This window comes from Rhodococcus sp. P3_B8 (genome assembly GCF_056402775.1).
Genome location: NZ_JBFUGT010000008.1, coordinates 96,380 through 112,225 on the forward strand (window position 1 = coordinate 96,380; position 15,846 = coordinate 112,225).

Annotated in this window: 17 protein-coding genes; 6 read left to right on the forward strand and 11 right to left on the reverse strand. The window is 67.4% G+C overall.

The features are described from left to right. Window positions 1–15 precede the first annotated feature (15 nt). The 5 genes from AC1D1G_RS05690 to AC1D1G_RS05710 all read left to right on the forward strand — a co-directional run bounded on the left by AC1D1G_RS05690 (window position 16) and on the right by AC1D1G_RS05710 (window position 4,038). Entirely contained in the window at window positions 16–1,320 is a 1,305-nt protein-coding gene (locus AC1D1G_RS05690; RefSeq protein ID WP_477951467.1) for a metal-dependent hydrolase family protein, read from the forward strand. A 139-nt stretch (window positions 1,321–1,459) separates the two neighbouring features. Continuing rightward, the gene (locus AC1D1G_RS05695; RefSeq protein ID WP_477951468.1) at window positions 1,460–1,777 is read left to right on the forward strand and encodes a WhiB family transcriptional regulator; all 318 of its coding nucleotides are present in this window, start codon (window positions 1,460–1,462) and stop codon (window positions 1,775–1,777) included. Window positions 1,778–1,919: 142 nt separating this feature from the next. Next, entirely contained in the window at window positions 1,920–3,128 is a 1,209-nt protein-coding gene (locus AC1D1G_RS05700) for an MBL fold metallo-hydrolase (protein ID WP_477951469.1), read from the forward strand. Continuing rightward, window positions 3,125–3,490 (forward strand): TSUP family transporter, encoded by a 366-nt coding sequence (locus tag AC1D1G_RS05705; protein WP_283351034.1) that lies wholly within the window; start codon window positions 3,125–3,127, stop codon window positions 3,488–3,490. Before AC1D1G_RS05700 ends, AC1D1G_RS05705 begins: the two co-directional genes overlap by 4 nt. Window positions 3,491–3,711: 221 nt before the next feature. Then, window positions 3,712–4,038, forward strand: coding sequence for a hypothetical protein (locus AC1D1G_RS05710; RefSeq protein WP_280779528.1), 327 nt, complete (start codon window positions 3,712–3,714; stop codon window positions 4,036–4,038). Window positions 4,039–4,457: 419 nt separating this feature from the next. Here the strand turns inward: AC1D1G_RS05710 and AC1D1G_RS05715 are convergent, their stop codons facing one another. From AC1D1G_RS05715 to AC1D1G_RS05750, 8 genes are all read right to left on the reverse strand, one after another. Further along, a complete protein-coding gene (locus tag AC1D1G_RS05715; RefSeq protein ID WP_477951470.1) occupies window positions 4,458–5,129 on the reverse strand; it encodes a 4-carboxy-4-hydroxy-2-oxoadipate aldolase/oxaloacetate decarboxylase in 672 nt (223 codons plus the stop codon). Between the two features lie 34 nt (window positions 5,130–5,163). Next, the gene (locus AC1D1G_RS05720; RefSeq protein WP_477951471.1) at window positions 5,164–6,372 is read right to left on the reverse strand and encodes an aspartate transaminase; all 1,209 of its coding nucleotides are present in this window, start codon (window positions 6,370–6,372) and stop codon (window positions 5,164–5,166) included. 138 nt (window positions 6,373–6,510) lie between these two features. After that, window positions 6,511–7,575, reverse strand: a complete 1,065-nt coding sequence (locus AC1D1G_RS05725) for an L-idonate 5-dehydrogenase (protein WP_477951472.1) — start codon at window positions 7,573–7,575, stop codon at window positions 6,511–6,513. Continuing rightward, window positions 7,572–8,339: an SDR family oxidoreductase gene (locus AC1D1G_RS05730; RefSeq protein ID WP_005567627.1), complete on the reverse strand. Its 768-nt coding sequence runs from the start codon at window positions 8,337–8,339 to the stop codon at window positions 7,572–7,574. Before AC1D1G_RS05730 ends, AC1D1G_RS05725 begins: the two co-directional genes overlap by 4 nt. Before the next feature lie 92 nt (window positions 8,340–8,431). Beyond that, a complete protein-coding gene (locus tag AC1D1G_RS05735; protein WP_477951473.1) occupies window positions 8,432–9,781 on the reverse strand; it encodes an MFS transporter in 1,350 nt (449 codons plus the stop codon). Then, window positions 9,778–10,821, reverse strand: a complete 1,044-nt coding sequence (locus AC1D1G_RS05740; RefSeq protein WP_317569409.1) for a 5-oxoprolinase subunit C family protein — start codon at window positions 10,819–10,821, stop codon at window positions 9,778–9,780. The genes AC1D1G_RS05735 and AC1D1G_RS05740 overlap by 4 nt, the downstream gene beginning before the upstream one ends. Further along, a complete protein-coding gene (locus AC1D1G_RS05745; protein WP_477951474.1) occupies window positions 10,814–11,536 on the reverse strand; it encodes a 5-oxoprolinase subunit B family protein in 723 nt (240 codons plus the stop codon). The genes AC1D1G_RS05740 and AC1D1G_RS05745 overlap by 8 nt, the downstream gene beginning before the upstream one ends. Beyond that, on the reverse strand, window positions 11,524–12,342 hold the full coding sequence (locus AC1D1G_RS05750; protein WP_317569408.1) for a LamB/YcsF family protein: 819 nt from the start codon (window positions 12,340–12,342) through the stop codon (window positions 11,524–11,526). Before AC1D1G_RS05750 ends, AC1D1G_RS05745 begins: the two co-directional genes overlap by 13 nt. Window positions 12,343–12,612: 270 nt before the next feature. Here AC1D1G_RS05750 and nac point away from each other — a divergent pair, with 270 nt between their 5' ends. Then, the gene (nac, locus tag AC1D1G_RS05755) at window positions 12,613–13,530 is read left to right on the forward strand and encodes a nitrogen assimilation transcriptional regulator NAC (protein ID WP_005254585.1); all 918 of its coding nucleotides are present in this window, start codon (window positions 12,613–12,615) and stop codon (window positions 13,528–13,530) included. Here nac and AC1D1G_RS05760 read toward each other — a convergent pair. The 3 genes from AC1D1G_RS05760 to AC1D1G_RS05770 are packed head-to-tail and all read right to left on the reverse strand — an operon-like array spanning window position 13,524 to window position 15,782. Beyond that, window positions 13,524–14,450, reverse strand: coding sequence for a D-isomer specific 2-hydroxyacid dehydrogenase family protein (locus AC1D1G_RS05760; protein WP_477951475.1), 927 nt, complete (start codon window positions 14,448–14,450; stop codon window positions 13,524–13,526). The two genes, nac and AC1D1G_RS05760, sit on opposite strands and share 7 nt — an antisense overlap. 28 nt (window positions 14,451–14,478) lie before the next feature. Continuing rightward, window positions 14,479–15,252, reverse strand: coding sequence for an SDR family oxidoreductase (locus AC1D1G_RS05765; RefSeq protein ID WP_477951476.1), 774 nt, complete (start codon window positions 15,250–15,252; stop codon window positions 14,479–14,481). Next, window positions 15,249–15,782, reverse strand: a complete 534-nt coding sequence (locus AC1D1G_RS05770) for a gluconokinase (RefSeq protein ID WP_477951477.1) — start codon at window positions 15,780–15,782, stop codon at window positions 15,249–15,251. Before AC1D1G_RS05770 ends, AC1D1G_RS05765 begins: the two co-directional genes overlap by 4 nt. Window positions 15,783–15,846: the final 64 nt, after the last annotated feature.

The following is a 15,846-nucleotide window of genomic DNA, read 5'->3' on the forward strand; positions in this document are numbered from 1 at the left end:
AAAGGAGTGGCGACAATGACGTCAGCCAACACCCCCGATCAGTCCATCCTTTTCACCAACGTTCGGATCTTCGACTCCACCGGTTCCGACCCGTACGAGGGTGAAGTGCTGGTCGAAGGCGAACGCATTGCCGAGGTCCGCAAGGGCACCGGAGATCTGCCTCGCGAAGGCGCGAGGGTCATCGACGGCCAGGGCAAGTTCCTGATGTCGGGTCTGTGTGATGCTCACACCCACTTCTCCTGGGTCAACTCCGCCGACTTGCCCGGCCTCGGGACGATGGGCGTCGAAGAGCACACCCTGCTGTGTGCCCGCTCGGCGCAGACCTACATCGATTCCGGCTACACCATGTGTGTCGGTGCCGCGGCCGCCAAGCCGCGACTGGATGTGGTCATCCGCAACGCCATCAACGCCGGCCAGATCCCCGGCCCCCGCTACCTGGCGAACTGTCAGGAGATCGCGGTCACCGGCGGCGCCCTGGTCAAGGGCATCACCGCCTTCGCCGACGGTCCCGAGGAGATGCGCAAGGCCGTCCGGCGGAACGTCGACCTGGGTGCGGACCTGGTGAAGCTGAGCATGTCCGGCGAGGAAATCACCGGCAACCAGCACGCCGAGGACAACTACTTCTCGGACGAGGAAACCCTCGCCGCGGTCGCCGAGGCGCACCGCCGCGGACTGCGGGTGTGTTCACACGCCAGGTCCGGGGAGAGCGTGAAGATGTCGCTGCGCAACGGCGTCGACATCATCTACCACGCCTCCTTCACCGACGAGGAAGGTCTGGACATGCTCGAAGAGCAGAAGGACCGCATCTTCGTCGCACCCGGGCTGAACTGGCTGGTCGCCACCCTGCACGACGCCGAAGCGTTCGGGTATCCCCCCGAAGCCGCCGAAGCTGCCGGATACCAGCACGAACTCGACTGCGCGATCGAGGCGCTGAAGAAGATGAAGGAACGCGGCATCCGGGTGCTGCCCGGCGGCGACTACGGCTTCGCGTGGACCCCGCACGGCACCTATGCCCGCGACCTGCAGCACTTCGTCGAACTGCTCGAGTTCTCCCCGAAGGACACCCTGCTCGCCGCCACCGCCCTCGGCGGGCAGATCATGCGGATGCCCGACGACCTCGGTCAGGTCAAGGCCGGGTTCTACGCGGACATGATCCTGATCGACGGTGACCCCCTCGAGGACATCACCATCCTGCAGGACCAGTCCAAGATCGTCGGCATCATGAAGAACGGTGTCTTCCACAAGGATCCGGGCTCCGGACAGTCCGCGCGCCCGGCCGAGCTCAGCGAAACCCACCGGGGAACCCCCATCCCCGCATAGGAATTCGCTGACCGTCACCGGCCGGTGAGGGTGGGGAGCGTGGCGCACCCACCCCGCCGGCCGGCCACGGACAACCACGTTCGCCGATCCCCCTTTTGCCCGGAGGCGGACCGTCACCGTGGCCCCGAGGAGAATCACCGTGCCGTCGACTCTGCTCTCGCGGCAGCAGGCCAAGCTCATCGCCGTCACCGAATTCTGGGACTGGCAACTCCACGCCCGATGCCGCACCACCGGGTCGGCCACCTTCCTCGCCCCCGACGGCGAAACCGCCGGACCACGGATCCGCCGCGAGTACGCGGCCAAGAAGATCTGCGGCGACTGCCCGGTGCGGCCGCACTGCCTCGCCCATGCCCTGAACACCCCCGAACCGCACGGGGTATGGGGCGGAATGACCGAACGCGAACGCGCCGGAACGAAGACCCCCACCACCGCCCGGCCCGCACCGCTCGCTTCCTGAATCCCCCACGCGGTCGGCGCACCTGCGCCGCCGGCGGCCGCACCCACGTCGACACCCACTCCCCACGGACCGCTCCGGCAATGCTGCCTCACGCACATCCTGCCGATGCCTGCCGTGCCGAATTTCAGCGAAGGACCCTTCGATGTGCAACCTCATCCATGAGGCTCACCAACATTCGCTCTCCCGCCGCGGACTGCTCACCGGTGTCATGGCACTCGGGACCGCGACCGCGTTGGCCGGTTGCTCCGCCGCCGACACCACCACCTCCGCGGCGAGCACCGGAAGCTTTGCTTACGTCGACAACGCACGCGCGCACCGCACCCGCCTGGCCCTGCTCGGCACCGCCGGTGGCCCGATGACCTGGATCGCCCCCCACAACAGCGGCGACCAGACCCGCCACGGCATCGCCACCGCCGTCGTCGTCGACGGCGCGATCTACCTGGTCGACTGCGGAATGGGCGTCGCACACCAACTCCGGCGGGCCAACCTCGGCAAGGAGGGCGACTTCCACGGCTACGAAGGCCTGCGCAGCGTCTTCCTCACGCACCTGCACTCCGACCACACCATGGACTACTTCAACATCGTGCTCTCCGGCTGGTACCAGGGACTTCCCGGGTCGGCGCCGGTCGAGGTCTACGGGCCCGGTGACCGGGGTGCGCTGCCCCCGATCTCCGGCACCACCGACGTCCCGGTGGTCAACCCCGAGAACCCGACACCGGGCACGGTGGACATGACCAACTACCTCACCCAGGCATTCGCCACCGACATCAACGACCGGCTCCGTGACTCCGGTAAACCCGGTCTCGACAAGCTCATTCGCACCCACGACATCCCGATTCCCTCCGCCGTCGCGGCCCGAGCCAATGACAACCAGTTCCCGGTGATGGACCCGTTCCTGGTCATGGAGGACGACCGCGTCAAGGTGACCGCCACCCTGGTCGATCACGGCGCCGTCTACCCGGCCTTCGCGTTCCGCTTCGACACCGCCGACGGATCCATCGTCTTCTCCGGCGACACCGCGCCCAACCCCAACCTGATCACCCTGGCCACCGGTGCCGACATCCTCGTCCACGAGGTGATCGACGCCGACTGGGTCAAAGCCCTCTACGGCGAACCGCCGTACAGCCCGGAAGAAGAGGGGTTCATCGAACACCTCCTGCACTCGCACACCACGATCGAGCAGGTCGGCCCGGTCGCCGAGGAGGCGGGGGTGAAAACACTGGTCCTCTCGCATCTCGCGCCGGGAAACAACCCGACCGAACGGTGGCAGGCCGCGGCCGCCGGCTTCTCCGGCGACCTGATCGTCGGCGAGGACCTGATGGAGATCGGCGTCGGAGAACGCACCAGTTGATCGATACCGTGCTCCTGCTCGGGGCGGCGGTCGCCGCAACGGTGATGATCGGCGCCGTCCTGCAGCGGCTCAGCGGTACCGGTCTCGCGCTCGTGTCCGCCCCGCTGCTCACGCTGCTCCTCGGCCCCGCAGCGGGGGTGCTGCTGGTCAACATCTGCAGCATCTGTTCGGCCGCGCTGATCTTCGGTGTCGTGCGCCGCGACGTGGACTGGCGCCGATACCGGATGCTGACCGCGGCGGCGATCCTCGGCGTCCTACCCGGCGCCGTGCTGGTCGCTGCGGTCCCGGCGTCGTGGCTTGCCCTCGTCGTCGGGGTCAGGTTCGCCGGGTCGATCAGGGGCGCGAGAGGCAAAATTGCTTAGCAAAAAGAACTAGCACTCACCTGACGTGAGTGCTAAATTTTAGTGGGTCTACGTCACAAGCTGAAGACCCTCGACCGAGTCGCGACCATCGACTCGCCGAAGCGGGCTCGACAACACTGACTACGTTCTCGGACCGAACAGTCAGTCCCGAAGACGCTTCCAGCCCTGTGCAGCCGACATGTGTCCGGCGACCCGAATCGTCAACCGTTAGAAGGAGGATCATGACCGCCGCCATCCCCCGCAGGCCGCTTGCCGACCACAGCATGTGCTCCTCCGTCGACGGCAACGAGAAACGTAAGCAGCGTGGTTCGCGGTTGCCCGCCGTGTCGATCACCTTGGCGGCGCTGTCCGTTGCGTCGTTCTGGGTGGTCGGACTCGGCTTCCTTCTGGGAGTGGGCGCGGTGGTCTGCGGTGCCGTCGCTACGTCGCGGTCCACGGTCGCGGACGACGAGGCGGCATCTTTGCGTGCCCTACTGGGCGTCGTTGCCGGCGTCGCGGGGATCACCGTCTCCGCGATCGCCCTGTTCCCCATGCTGGCCCAGCTTTGAACCGCGGACGTAGCCGCGGCATTTCCGGTCGCCACCCGGACCGACCCGCACCACCCGCTTCATCGAAGGGATGCGCGATCGCACCTGTAACCCGGGCGACGTGTCCCAGCGCAGCCACCGCGCACGCTCGCTGTCGTCGACCGTCGCGTCTGTAAACGCCTGACGCGTCCACGTCGCGTGCCCCGGCCGCGTATGTCGGGAGGGTTCCACCCGCCGCGACCCACGCCTCGAGTTTCGGAATGTCGAGCCCGCCCGCCCGGTTGCATCCTCCGCTGGTGTCGGACGCCGCCACCACGCGGCAGACCTCCTCCGTGGCTGTGCCGCATCGCATCGAGTGCGACGAGCACGACCCCGCGGATGGTGGCGCCGGCGCGGCCGTGAGGAACTCCGATGGACATCTCCGGCAGGGAGTGGCCGGCTCACTGGTCGACGGTGAGGCCCTTCGCCTCGAGCACCTGGGCGAGATTGCTGACCTGGATCGGGGTTTCACCCTTCTTGTAGCGCTCGATGTAGGCGGCTTCGGCGGCGTCGCGGTCACGGGAGGCGTCGATGGCGAACTGGACCTCGTCGCGGCGGACCACGACCACTCCGTCGCAGTCACCCTTGATCACGTCGCCGGGATAGATGATCTGGCCGCCGAACACCAACGGCTGGTTGACGGGACCGAGGGATTCCTTCACCGTTCCCTCGATGCACACGTGCTTGGAGAAGACGGGGAACCCGAGTTCGCGGATCTCCCGGCTGTCCCGCACCCCGCCGTCCGTGACCAGAGCGGTGATGCCCCGGGCCACGCACGCATTGGCCAGCACGTCGCCGAACTGTCCTGCGGGCTGGTCGCCGGAGGACACGACGAGCACGTCGCCGGGTTGCGCGTAGCTGATGGCGACCTGGAGCATGATGTTGTCGCGCGGATGGCAGACGACCGTGAAGGCCGTTCCGCAGAACGACATGTCGCGGTCGATGGGCTTGATCCCCGAATCCAGTGCACCCTTGCGCCCCTGGGCTTCGTGGATGGTGGCGGCCGAGAAGGCGCCCAGTCGGTCGATCGCGGTCTTGTCGGCGCGGTCGATCTTGGTAGTGACGTGAACCATGATGTCTCCGTTGGTCGGGTAAGAGCGGGTGGGATCAGCTGAGCGACGCGACGGCCTTCTCGACCGCGGCGGCCGCGTTCCGCAGAACGTCCTCGGACGTGGCGAACGAGACGCGGAAATACGCCTGGGCGCCGTACGCGGAGCCCTGGATGGTGGCCACCGACGCGTGGTCGAGGAGGAAGAGCACCACGTCCTGATCGTTCTCGAGCAGCGTGCCGTCGGGAGTCCGCTTGCCCACGAGGCCCGCGCATCCGACGAACAGATAGAACGCGCCCTGCGGCAGCACAGGTTCCAAACCCTCGATACGGGAGAACAATTCGAAGATGACGTCCCGCCGCGCGCGATAGCTCGCAACGGACGTGGTGACGAAACTCTGATCGCCGGTGAGCGCCTCGGCCGCGGCGGCCTGACTGATCGACGACGGGCAGGAGGAACTCTGCGACTGCAGCTTGTTGATCGCTGCGATCAGGCCCTTGTTCCCGACGCCGTACCCCAGACGCCAGCCGGTCATCGCGTAGGCCTTCGACACACCGTTGGTCACCAGGATCCGATCGCGGAGGTGCGGCGCGGCCGACAACAGGTTCGGAACGGGTGAGTCGGTGAAGACGATCTCGTCGTAGATCTCGTCACAGAGGACGTTCACGTGCGGGTTCCGGTCGAGTACCGCTGCCAGTTCCGCCAGTTCCTGCTCGCTGTACACCGCACCGGTCGGATTCGACGGTGCGTTGAGGATCACCCATTTCGTCGCGGGAGTGATGGCGGCGGCGAGCTTCTCGGCGGTGAGCAGGAACCGGTCGGATTCCGGGCAGTCGACGACGACGGGTGTTCCGCCGTGGACGGTCACCATGTCGGGGTACGACACCCAGTACGGCGCGGGCACGATCACCTCGGTGCCCTCCTCCACCGTCGCCATCAGCGCCAGGAAGATGACCTGCTTGGCACCTCCGCCGACGGTGATCTCGTTGTCCGCGAACTCGACCCCGGTCCGGGCGAGCATCCGCTTCGCGATCGCGTCCCGCAGTGCGGGGATACCGTTGACGGGGGTGTACTTGGTGAGACCGGATTTCATCGCCGCGACGGCTGCCGCCTTGATGTGGTCCGGTGTGTCGAAATCGGGTTCTCCGACCGTCAGGTCGAGGATCTCCCGCCCCGACGCCCGGAGCTCGCGAACCCGTTGCGCAGCTGCCACACTCGGTGACTCACGCATCTGATCGACTCGTGCTGCAGGGACGAAGGTGGACATTGTTCCTCCTGGTAGAGGGCGTGGGAACGAAAGAGGCCGGGAACTCGGGCGGAACCTTCACACCCAGGTTATCGGGGGCACATCACGCCTGTACAAGACCGATTACTTGTCGGGTGATAGCCGTTGGGCATGACTGAATCAGAACGCCAGCAACACCTTCGCGGACGTGGACGCGTCCTTCGCGACGGCGAACGCCTCGAGGCCGGCCTCGATGCCGAACTCGTGACTGATCACCGGTTCGACGTTCAGGCTGCCGTCCGCCAGAGCGGCGAGCACCGAATCGATCTCGTCGTTGAATCGGAAGGATCCGACGAGTTCGAGTTCCCGCGTGATGACGAGCGAGAGCGGCGCGGGCTGAAGACCGGTGGGGAGCAGTCCGAGCATGACGACTCGGCCGCCGCGCGTCGCGCCGCGAATGGCCGATTCGAGCCCGAAGCGGTTACCGGAGCATTCGACGACGACATCGGCGTCGACGGCCGCGATGCTCCCGGAGTCGGTGGCGTCGAGGGTCCGGTCGGCGCCGAGCGCCCGTGCAACAGTGAGGGGATACTCGTGCACGTCGACTGCGGTGATCTCGCGCGCACCGGCCCGGCGCAGGACCGCCACCACGAGGGCGCCGATGGGTCCGCATCCCACGACGAGTGCGCTCTTCCCCGACACGTCGCCGGCGCGGGCCACGGCATGCCACGCGACGGCGGCGGGTTCTGCGACGGCAGCGGTGCGCAGTGGAAGGTCCGGCGGCAGCGGCCGCAGCATGCGCGAGGGCAGAACTGCGTACTTCGCAAATGCCCCTTCGGTGTGGGGGAATTGCGCCGCACTGCCGAGATACGTGCATCCCGGCGAGAGATTCGGGCGATCGGCGGGGAACCTGGCGCCGCGACCGCCGGGGGTGGCGGGATGCACGGCGACTCGTTCACCCGCTGCGGGGCCGCTGCCGTCCGCCGCGGCCTGCACCACCGTTCCCACCACTTCGTGGCCCAGCAGCATCGGTGCCTTCAGAATCGACTCACCCGCCGCCCCGTGCGTCCAGTAGTGCAGGTCGGATCCGCAGATCCCGCCGTAGGCGATTTCGACGACCGTCTCGGACGGTTCGGGCCGGCGCAGCGGCACCGATTCGATGCGCAGGTCTCCCGCGGCGTGCGCCACCACCCCGAGGGTTTCGGCCGGAAGCGGGATGCCGGACTCTCGCTGTGCGGTGTTCACCTCGGGTCTCGATCGTTGCGCCGGATGAAGTCGAGTCCACCCGGTACCTGGAATGTGGGCATGATTTCGATCAGGCCGAGATTGACGTGGCCCGGGGCGTCGATCGCGAACTCGATGGTGTCGGCGATGTCCTTGGTCGTGATGGATTCGAAGCCTTCGTAGTACGTCTCCCACGCCTCCTTCATCGCCTCCGGCGACCCGCCCAGGTTGCGTCCGAAGATCTCGGTTTCGACTCTGCCCGGGCAGATCTCCGTCACGCGGATGCGCTTACCGATGGTGTCGTTGCGCAGCTGTCGCGAGATCTGGTGCACCGCAGCCTTCGTGGCGTGGTAGGCGGTGTGGCCGTAGAAGTTGTACAGGCCGGCGATGGAGCTGATGTTGACGATGTGGCCGAGGTCCCGCTCGACCATTCCCGGCATCAGCAGGCGGCACAGGTGCAGCACCGCACGGAGATTGACGTCCACCATGGCGTCGACCGAATCCGCGGAGGCGTCCAGGATGTTGCCGGTGGCCGACACTCCCGCGTTGTTGATCAGCACGTCGATCTCGAGCCCCTCGACGGCGGCGCTCAGTGCGTCGATGTCCGTGATGTCGACGGCGAGCGGGATCATTCCCGTCTTGTCCGCGACCTCGTCGAGCCGTTCCTTGTTGCGGGCCACACCGTAGACGGTCAGTCCGCGCTTGGTCAGGATCTCGGTGACCGCGGCACCCATTCCGGTGTTGGCGCCGGTGACCAGTGCCGTCCGGTAGTCGTTGAATGGCATAACGCTCCCTTGCCTTGCTGGTGGTGGTGAAAGTTGGTACAGCCCGGTGGTCTTCGAGTGGTCAGGAGACCACCGGGCCGAGTCTGGATCCATCAGAGCGTGTCGCGGAGTGGCACGTGCGCCCGGTCGGTGATGGTGCTGACAGCGATGAGGGTGCCCACCGCGGTGACGACGGCATAGACCGCGGGAATGTAGATTCCGAACTGAGGAATCAGCCAGGTCATGAGCAGGGGCGCCGTGCCGCCGAAGACCGCGGAGGAGATGTTGTAGCCCAGCCCGTACGCCGAGTACCGCACCCGGGTGGGGAAGAGCTCCACGATGAGGATGTGGATGACGGCGGTGTGACCGGCGAAGATCACCGCCATGATGCATGCGCCCACCACTGCGAGCACGAAGTTGCCGGTCGCGATCAGGGCGTAACAGGGGATGGCGCCGATGGCCATCGCGATCGCCGCGCCGGCGATGACCTTCTTGCGGCCGACACGGTCGGAGAGAGCACCCATGAACGGGATGGCGATGCAGATCGCCACGAGACTCGCCGCGGTCACGAGCAGGGCGGTGCCGGTCGAGAAGCCGATGTTGTCGCCCTTCAGGAACGTCGGCATGTAGGAGAAGAGCACGTAGTAGCCGGAGCCGTTCATCAGCGGGATGAACAGCGCGAGCAGCATCGCCTTGCGGTGCTCGGGGGTGGCGAACGCTTCCTTCAGTGGGTTGCGGGACAGTCCGCCTTCCGCCTTGAGCTTCTCGAAGTTCGGGGTGTCGCTGATGGCCCGGCGGATGTACCAGCCGATGATGCCCATCGGGATCGCGACGAGGAACGGCACACGCCACGCCCAGCTGGCCGGTCCGCCGCCGTTGATGGCGGCCTCGTTGAGCCACGGTGACATCGCGAACGCCACGAGCGTGCCCGTGAGCAGGGCCAGGAAGGACGCGATCTGTGCGTAGCTGGTGATCAGTCCGCGCTTGCCCTCCGGCGAGTGCTCGGCGAGGAACGTCATGGCGCCCGCCGCCTCACCGCCCACGGAGAAGCCCTGCAGAATGCGCAGGAGGATCAACAATGCGGGTGCGGCGACGCCGATCGCGGCGTAGGTCGGGAGAATGCCGATTCCCGCGGTGGCGACGCTGATCAGCATGATGACGAAGACGAGCATCTTCTGCCTGCCGATCCGGTCGCCCAGGATGCCGCAGACGACCGCGCCGAGAGGTCGGACGAAGAACGAGATCGCGTAGCCGGCGAAGACGAGCATCAGCGCGTCACTCGACTTGGAGACGTCGAAGAAGACGATGGCCAGGGCGGTCGCCATGAAGGCGAAGATGCCGTTGTCGTAGAGCTCGACGAAGATGCCCACGCAGCCTGCGAGAACGACTTTGCGGAGCTGGCGGGGTTGCACCTCGTGTTCGGACGTGTGCCCGGCCGTGTCGGGTGAGATCGCGTTGGTCATGCTGACTCCATCTGGGGTACCGAGCTGTGCTGGGCGGATGTCGTTTCTGTGTGAAGGGGGATCCGAAGACTGGCGAACGCGTTGGCCACGCGGGAGCGGAGGAGATCGATCGAGCGTCGTTGCGTGCGGTACGCGTCCACGGCGTCGGGGACGGTCACCTTCCTGAACCGGACCTCCTGGCCGGGGCGTGCCTGGCCGAGCTGGGACAGAGCGGTGGCGGTCACGACCGCGAGCACCGGGTATCCGGCGGTCACCCCTCGTCCACGATGCAGAACGAGGATCTCGTCGCCGGCGGGAACCTCGACCGCACCGATCGGCACGCCGCGGGAGAGCACCTCCGTCGGCCGGTCCCGCTTGGGGACGGGGCTGCCCGGATCGGCCGGTGTGAGGCGGAGGCCGATGTGGTTCGAGTTGTCGCCGATGACGAAGGGGGTGTCGAACAATCGGGCGGAGGTCGAGCCGAATTCGTGGGCGTCGGGACCATCGGTCACGTCGATGGTCCAGCATCCGGTGAAGGCCGCGGGCCGGGCGCCGAGCCGGAACAGCGGCATCAAGAAGTGCGGGTGGTCGATCGGCGGTCCGTCGACGTCGATGGCGACGGACTCGCCGACCGTCAGTTGCCGGCCGAAACCGAGAACCGAGTCGGGGGCGCAACTACCGAGCAGGCAGGGCGCGTCGATCGTTCCGTGCACGGCGAGGTAGACCCTGAGACCGTCGCGGATTCCGCGGACGGTGAGTTCTTCGCCCGCGGTCCACACGAACGGCTCCCACTGCGGGCGGGCGACACCCCCGACCTGCACCTCCGCCGGCGCTCCGGTCACCGCGACGAGCAGGTCGATGCTCGCGACGGCGCCGAAGTCCATGGCGACCATCTCGAGCAGGGGTGCCGTACGCGGGCTCCCGACCAGTGCGTTCGCCACGTCGGCGCTGTACTGGTCCGAGGCTCCGCCGGTCATCTGGCCGAACCGCGACGCTCGGAGCCGGCCGAGGTCCTGGATCGAGGTCAGCCCGGGTGTCGTGACGGTGATCGATTCAGCCATGACGGACGCCCTCGTACATCGACCACTCGGCCGCGGTGATCGGAACGAAGAGGAACGTGTCGCCGGGCCGGAAGTCGGACAGTGGGTCCGTCGCCGGATCGACGATGGTCAGCGGGGTTCGACCGATCACCGGCCAGCCTCCCGGCGCGGGACGCGCGGAGACGACGGCCTGCCTGCCCGCGACAGCGACCGCGCCGGCCGGTACGTGTGGCCGCGGAATCGTGCGGCGTGGGACGGGCCGCGGGAACGCGGGACCGTCCAGCATCGGGGCGCCGCCCGGGGAACCGAAGCAGCGCATGGTCAGTGGGCCTTCGCAGTGCAGTCGGATCACCTCGGCTGGTGAGAGTGCGAGGTGTGCTGCCACGCCGTCGAGGTCGGGGCCGAATTCTCCCCCGTAGACGACGGGGATCTCGAACTGCCGCGGGCCGCGCGCCGCGGCATCCGCGGGGAGCTCGATCAGCCGTTCGACGTGTGCACGGATGGCGTCGTGGGTGGTTGCACCACAATCGAATTCGACCAGCAATGCGTCGTACGTGGGAATGATGCCGGTGACCGCGACCTCGTCGCCGCGTGCATCGAGCGCGGCGGCAACCGTGTGGACCACCCGCCAACGCTCCTCGGCATCCGCGGACAGCGACGTCAGACGTACCGCGGAGTCTCCGCAATCCGAGAGGACGAACTCCCGGTGCGGCCGGATGCACGTCACGCCGGACACGACGCGGACTCCTTCTCTTCCTTGGCCGCGAGGACCTCCGTCACCGGGGCGATGACAACGCCCGCCCGCAGGAGCGCCTCCCGGATCGCTCGCGCATTGCGTACGGCGTCGGCGCCGTCACCGTGCAGCAGCACCGTGTCGGCCTCGATCGGGATGCGGGTGCCGTCGACGGCCTCGACGACACCCTCGGTCACCATCTGCACCGTGCGCGCCACCAGAGTGTCCTGGTCATGAATCACGGCGCCGGGCTCGGACCGCGGCACCAGGGTGCCGTCCGAGCGGTACGCGCGGTCGACGATGGCGACGATCGCGACGCGAATCCCCCGCTCACGGGCGTGGTCGGCGAGTTCACCGTCCTGGGCGAGCACGATCAGCCGCGGGTCGAACGCTTCCACCGCGTCGACGACGGCACGTGCGTAGTCCGCGCGCGTGGCGACGAGGTTTCCCAACCGACCGTGCGGTGCGATGTGCGAGAGCGTCGTGCCGTGCGAGGTCGCGAAGGCGTGCAGCGCGCCGAGTTGGTACAGAACGTCCGTGCGGACCTCGTCTGCGGTGAGGTCCATCGCGCGCCGGCCGAACCCTGCCAGGTCGGGAAAGCTGGGGTGCGCGCCGATGCCGATTCCGCGGGCGACGCATCCTCGGACCGTGGCGTCCATGGTCCTGGGGTCACCGGCATGGAATCCGCACGCGACGTTGGCGGACGTCAGCACGTCGAGCAGCGCGTCGTCGTCGCCCATCGTCCATGCGCCGAAGCTCTCGCCGAGGTCGGCGACGAGATCGATCTTGACAGTCACGGTGCCTCCCATGGGGACCTGCAGTGGAACCGCTGGTGCAGTTCCTGTGAACTTTCGATGTAAACGGACGCTACGCAGGATCCGGTTCGGGCGGTTAATACCTGTTTTACGTGAGGCGATAACGAACGTCTATGGTGTTTGAACAGCGGCGATGCAAAACCGGAAGAACAGGGCCTCGCATTTGGCTACGGCGGTGTTTCCGCCCGGCAACCTTGTCGAAACCGCGGCGTGCTTGCGTCGCCGCATCGTCAGAAAGGCAGATCGCTCGTGGATACCCGACGCTTGTTCTCATTCGTCCGCATCGTCGACGCCGGAAGCATCACGCGGGCGGCCGACATTCTGCACATCGCCCAGCCGGCACTGAGCCAGCAGATGACGGCGCTGGAGACCCACTTCGGTCAGCAGCTGCTGATCCGCAGCAAGCAGGGCGTGGAACCCACCGATGCGGGGCGCGCGCTGTACCGGCACGCGCAGGTGATCCTGCGGCAGGTGGAGAGCGCTCAAGCCGAGGTGAGCGTCGTCGGTCGAGAACTGGCGGGCGGCGTCTCCGTGGGGCTCGCGCCGTACAGCACGGTGAGTTCCATCGCGTTGCCGCTGCTCACCGCGGTGCGGTCGCGGTACCCGAGCATCCTTCTGCACATCAACGAGAACTTCGGCGGCGTGCTGAGCGAGGCCATGATGACCGGCCGCATGGACATGGCGCTGCTCTACGACGCCGGGCCGATCAAGGGCGTCAACTTCGAGCGTCTCCTCACCGAGGAGCTGATGGTCGTCGCGCCGGCAGGCACCGGTCTGCCCGGTGACACCGGGACGGCCGTCGCCATCAAGGATCTCGTCGACCTGCCGCTGCTGCTGCCGGGCCCGATGCACACCATCCGCAAGGTGGTGGAGCAGGCCTACGAACACGCCTTCGAGCACGCACGGGTGGTCGGGGAGGTGGAATCGGTGACCCTGATGGCGCAGGCGGTACGAAATGGTTTGGGCGCCACGGTATTACCGTTCTCCGTGGCCCGCCGCATCATGAACGTGGAGAACCTGGAACTCCGCCGCATCGAACCGACCATCGAAGTCCAGGTCTCCCTCGGAACACCCGCCAATCAGCCGCTCTCGGGACCTGCCGAGGCCGTGCGCGAGGTGTTGCGCAGTGTCGTCGCCAACTACATCCGGACCAGTTCGGAAGCCGACCGAGGCATTCAGTAACCCCGGCTCGCGTCGATCGGTGCCATCAAAGGCGCTCCGGCAGCAGGCCGTTCGACGTTGGACGCGACGTGATCGGCAAGCAGCCGCGTCAGCCCCGTCGCCGGATTCGCGACGTGCGGCGTGATGATGGCATTCGGCAGGGTCCAGAGCGGATGTCCGTCGGGAAGTGGTTCGGGATCGGTGACGTCGAGGGCGGCCCCGCCGATCGATCCGGATTTCAGCGCGTCGACGAGCCCCGCGGTGTCGATGAGGGAGCCGCGTGCGACGTTGACGATCCACGCCGTCGATTTCATCTGCGCGAGTGCGTCCTTGTCGACGATGTGCGCGGTCGCCGCCGTCGCCGGTGCGGCGATGACGAAATGGTCTGCTCTGGACCAGATTTCCGGCGTCCGATCGGACGACAGCGTCTCGACTGCACCCGGGACCGGGGTTCCCGAACGAGTCACGGCGAGCACTCGCGCCCCGAACGCGTCGAGCAGCGGGATCATCGCGCGACCGATGCCGCCGCACCCGACGATGGCGACCGTCGCCCCGCGCAGCGTGCCCACCTGCGGGTCGAATTCGGCCTTGCGCCAGGAGGTCGCGCGCACCTGCTCGGTGAGGGCACGGACACCGGCCAGGAGCAGCAGAACTCCGTGTTCCGCGACGTTGCCGGCGTAGGCGCCGGCCGCGGACGTCCAGGTCCGCTCGGTGTCGACGATCCCCGCGGAGATCCACGGTTCCACACCCGCCGAGGGGAGTTGTACCCAGCGCACCGAGTCCGGCAACTGCGCCGGGAACGTGTCGGGGCCCTGCGCCCACACCACGGCTTCGGCGTCGTCGAGCGGGGCGAGTACGCCTCCGCCCCGCTCGATCCCGCGCATCAGGGCGGCGTCCGGGTGCGGTCCGAGGTGGATACGAGGCGTTGCAGTGTTCGGCATCGTGGTCTTTCGAGTCGGTCGGGTGGGATCACACTACGGCGGTGAGGCCGCCGTCGACGTACAGGATCTGGCCGTTGACGAAGTCCGACGCCGGCGACGAGAGAAAGAGCAGTGCGCCCACGAGTTCCTCGGGGCGGCCCCACCGCCCGGCGGGCGTGCGTGTGGTCAGCCACGCACTGAAGTCGGCATCGTTCACGAGCGCCTCGGTGAGCTGGGTGTCGAAGTAGCCGGGCGCGATGGCATTGGTCTGCAGTCCCAATGGTGCCCAGTCGGCGCACATTCCGCGTGTGAGCATCTTCAGCCCGCCCTTGCTCGCGGCGTACGGGGCGATGCCCGCCCGGCCGAGTTCACTCTGGACGGAACAGATGTTGACGATCTTTCCGTGCCCGCGCCGGACCATCGCCCGCGCGAACTCGCGGCCGACGAAGAAGGCGCTGCTCAGGTTGGTGTCGAGCACGCGACGGAAGTCGTCGTCGCCGAACTCGAGCAGTGGGCTGCGGTGCTGGACGCCGGTGTTGTTCACGACGATCTCGACGGGACCGATCTCGTTCTCGACCCGCTGCGCGGCGGCCGCGACCTCCTCGGGAGCGGTGACGTCGAACGCGCAGGTGTGGACTGTCGCACCGGTGGCGTCGACGATCTCGTCGCGGCTGCGTGCGAGGGCGTCGGCGTCGCGGCCGTTGAGCACGACCTCCGCGCCCGCCTCGGCGAGTCCGTTGGCGAGCGCGAGGCCGATTCCCCGGCTCGATCCCGTGACGAGCGCGATCTTGCCCGTCACATCGAAACTCCCGTGCGAACTCACTGTGTGACAACCTTTCGTTCTTCGTGCAGATATTCGACGGCGGCCCGTGCGATCGCATCCGGCGCCGGATCGACGTCCAGGACCACGCCGAACTCGTCGGCGTCGAGCGGCTCGAGGAGCGCGAACTGGGAATCGAGCAGGGCAGGCGGCATGAAGTGCCCGCTCCGCGCGTGCATCCGGCCGTGGATGACCTCCCGCTCGCCCGTGAGGTGGACGAACAACACCGGGTCGGAGACGTCGCGGAGGATGTCGCGATAGCTCCGCCGTAACGCCGAGCACGCCACCACGCCACGGCGTCCCTGATCGGACAGCGCCTGCAGCCGGTCACGGACGACTGCGAGCCACGGTGCCCTGTCGTCGTCGGTCAGCGGGATACCGGCGGCCATCTTCTCGACGTTCGACGGCGGATGCAGATCGTCGGCGTCGAGGAACCGGTGGCCGGTCAGTTCGGAAAGTTGCTGCGCGACTGTCGTCTTCCCGCAGCCGGTCACCCCCATCACCACGATGTGGGGTCGCTGATCGCCACTCATGAAATGTTCCTGTCCGCCGGTGTGGAGAGATGCAGTTCGAACATGCCCGACCGGACAACGGCTT

Coding starts and splice junctions, on each gene's coding strand:
- AC1D1G_RS05690 (WP_477951467.1), top strand. CDS start 16: ATGACGTCAGCCAACACCCCCGATCAGTCCATCCTTTTCACCAACGTT.
- AC1D1G_RS05700 (WP_477951469.1), top strand. CDS start 1,920: ATGTGCAACCTCATCCATGAGGCTCACCAACATTCGCTCTCCCGCCGC.
- AC1D1G_RS05710 (WP_280779528.1), top strand. CDS start 3,712: ATGACCGCCGCCATCCCCCGCAGGCCGCTTGCCGACCACAGCATGTGC.
- AC1D1G_RS05715 (WP_477951470.1), bottom strand. CDS start 5,129: ATGGTTCACGTCACTACCAAGATCGACCGCGCCGACAAGACCGCGATC.
- AC1D1G_RS05720 (WP_477951471.1), bottom strand. CDS start 6,372: ATGTCCACCTTCGTCCCTGCAGCACGAGTCGATCAGATGCGTGAGTCA.
- AC1D1G_RS05730 (WP_005567627.1), bottom strand. CDS start 8,339: ATGCCATTCAACGACTACCGGACGGCACTGGTCACCGGCGCCAACACC.
- AC1D1G_RS05735 (WP_477951473.1), bottom strand. CDS start 9,781: ATGACCAACGCGATCTCACCCGACACGGCCGGGCACACGTCCGAACAC.
- AC1D1G_RS05740 (WP_317569409.1), bottom strand. CDS start 10,821: ATGGCTGAATCGATCACCGTCACGACACCCGGGCTGACCTCGATCCAG.
- AC1D1G_RS05750 (WP_317569408.1), bottom strand. CDS start 12,342: ATGGGAGGCACCGTGACTGTCAAGATCGATCTCGTCGCCGACCTCGGC.
- AC1D1G_RS05760 (WP_477951475.1), bottom strand. CDS start 14,450: ATGCCGAACACTGCAACGCCTCGTATCCACCTCGGACCGCACCCGGAC.
- AC1D1G_RS05770 (WP_477951477.1), bottom strand. CDS start 15,782: ATGAGTGGCGATCAGCGACCCCACATCGTGGTGATGGGGGTGACCGGC.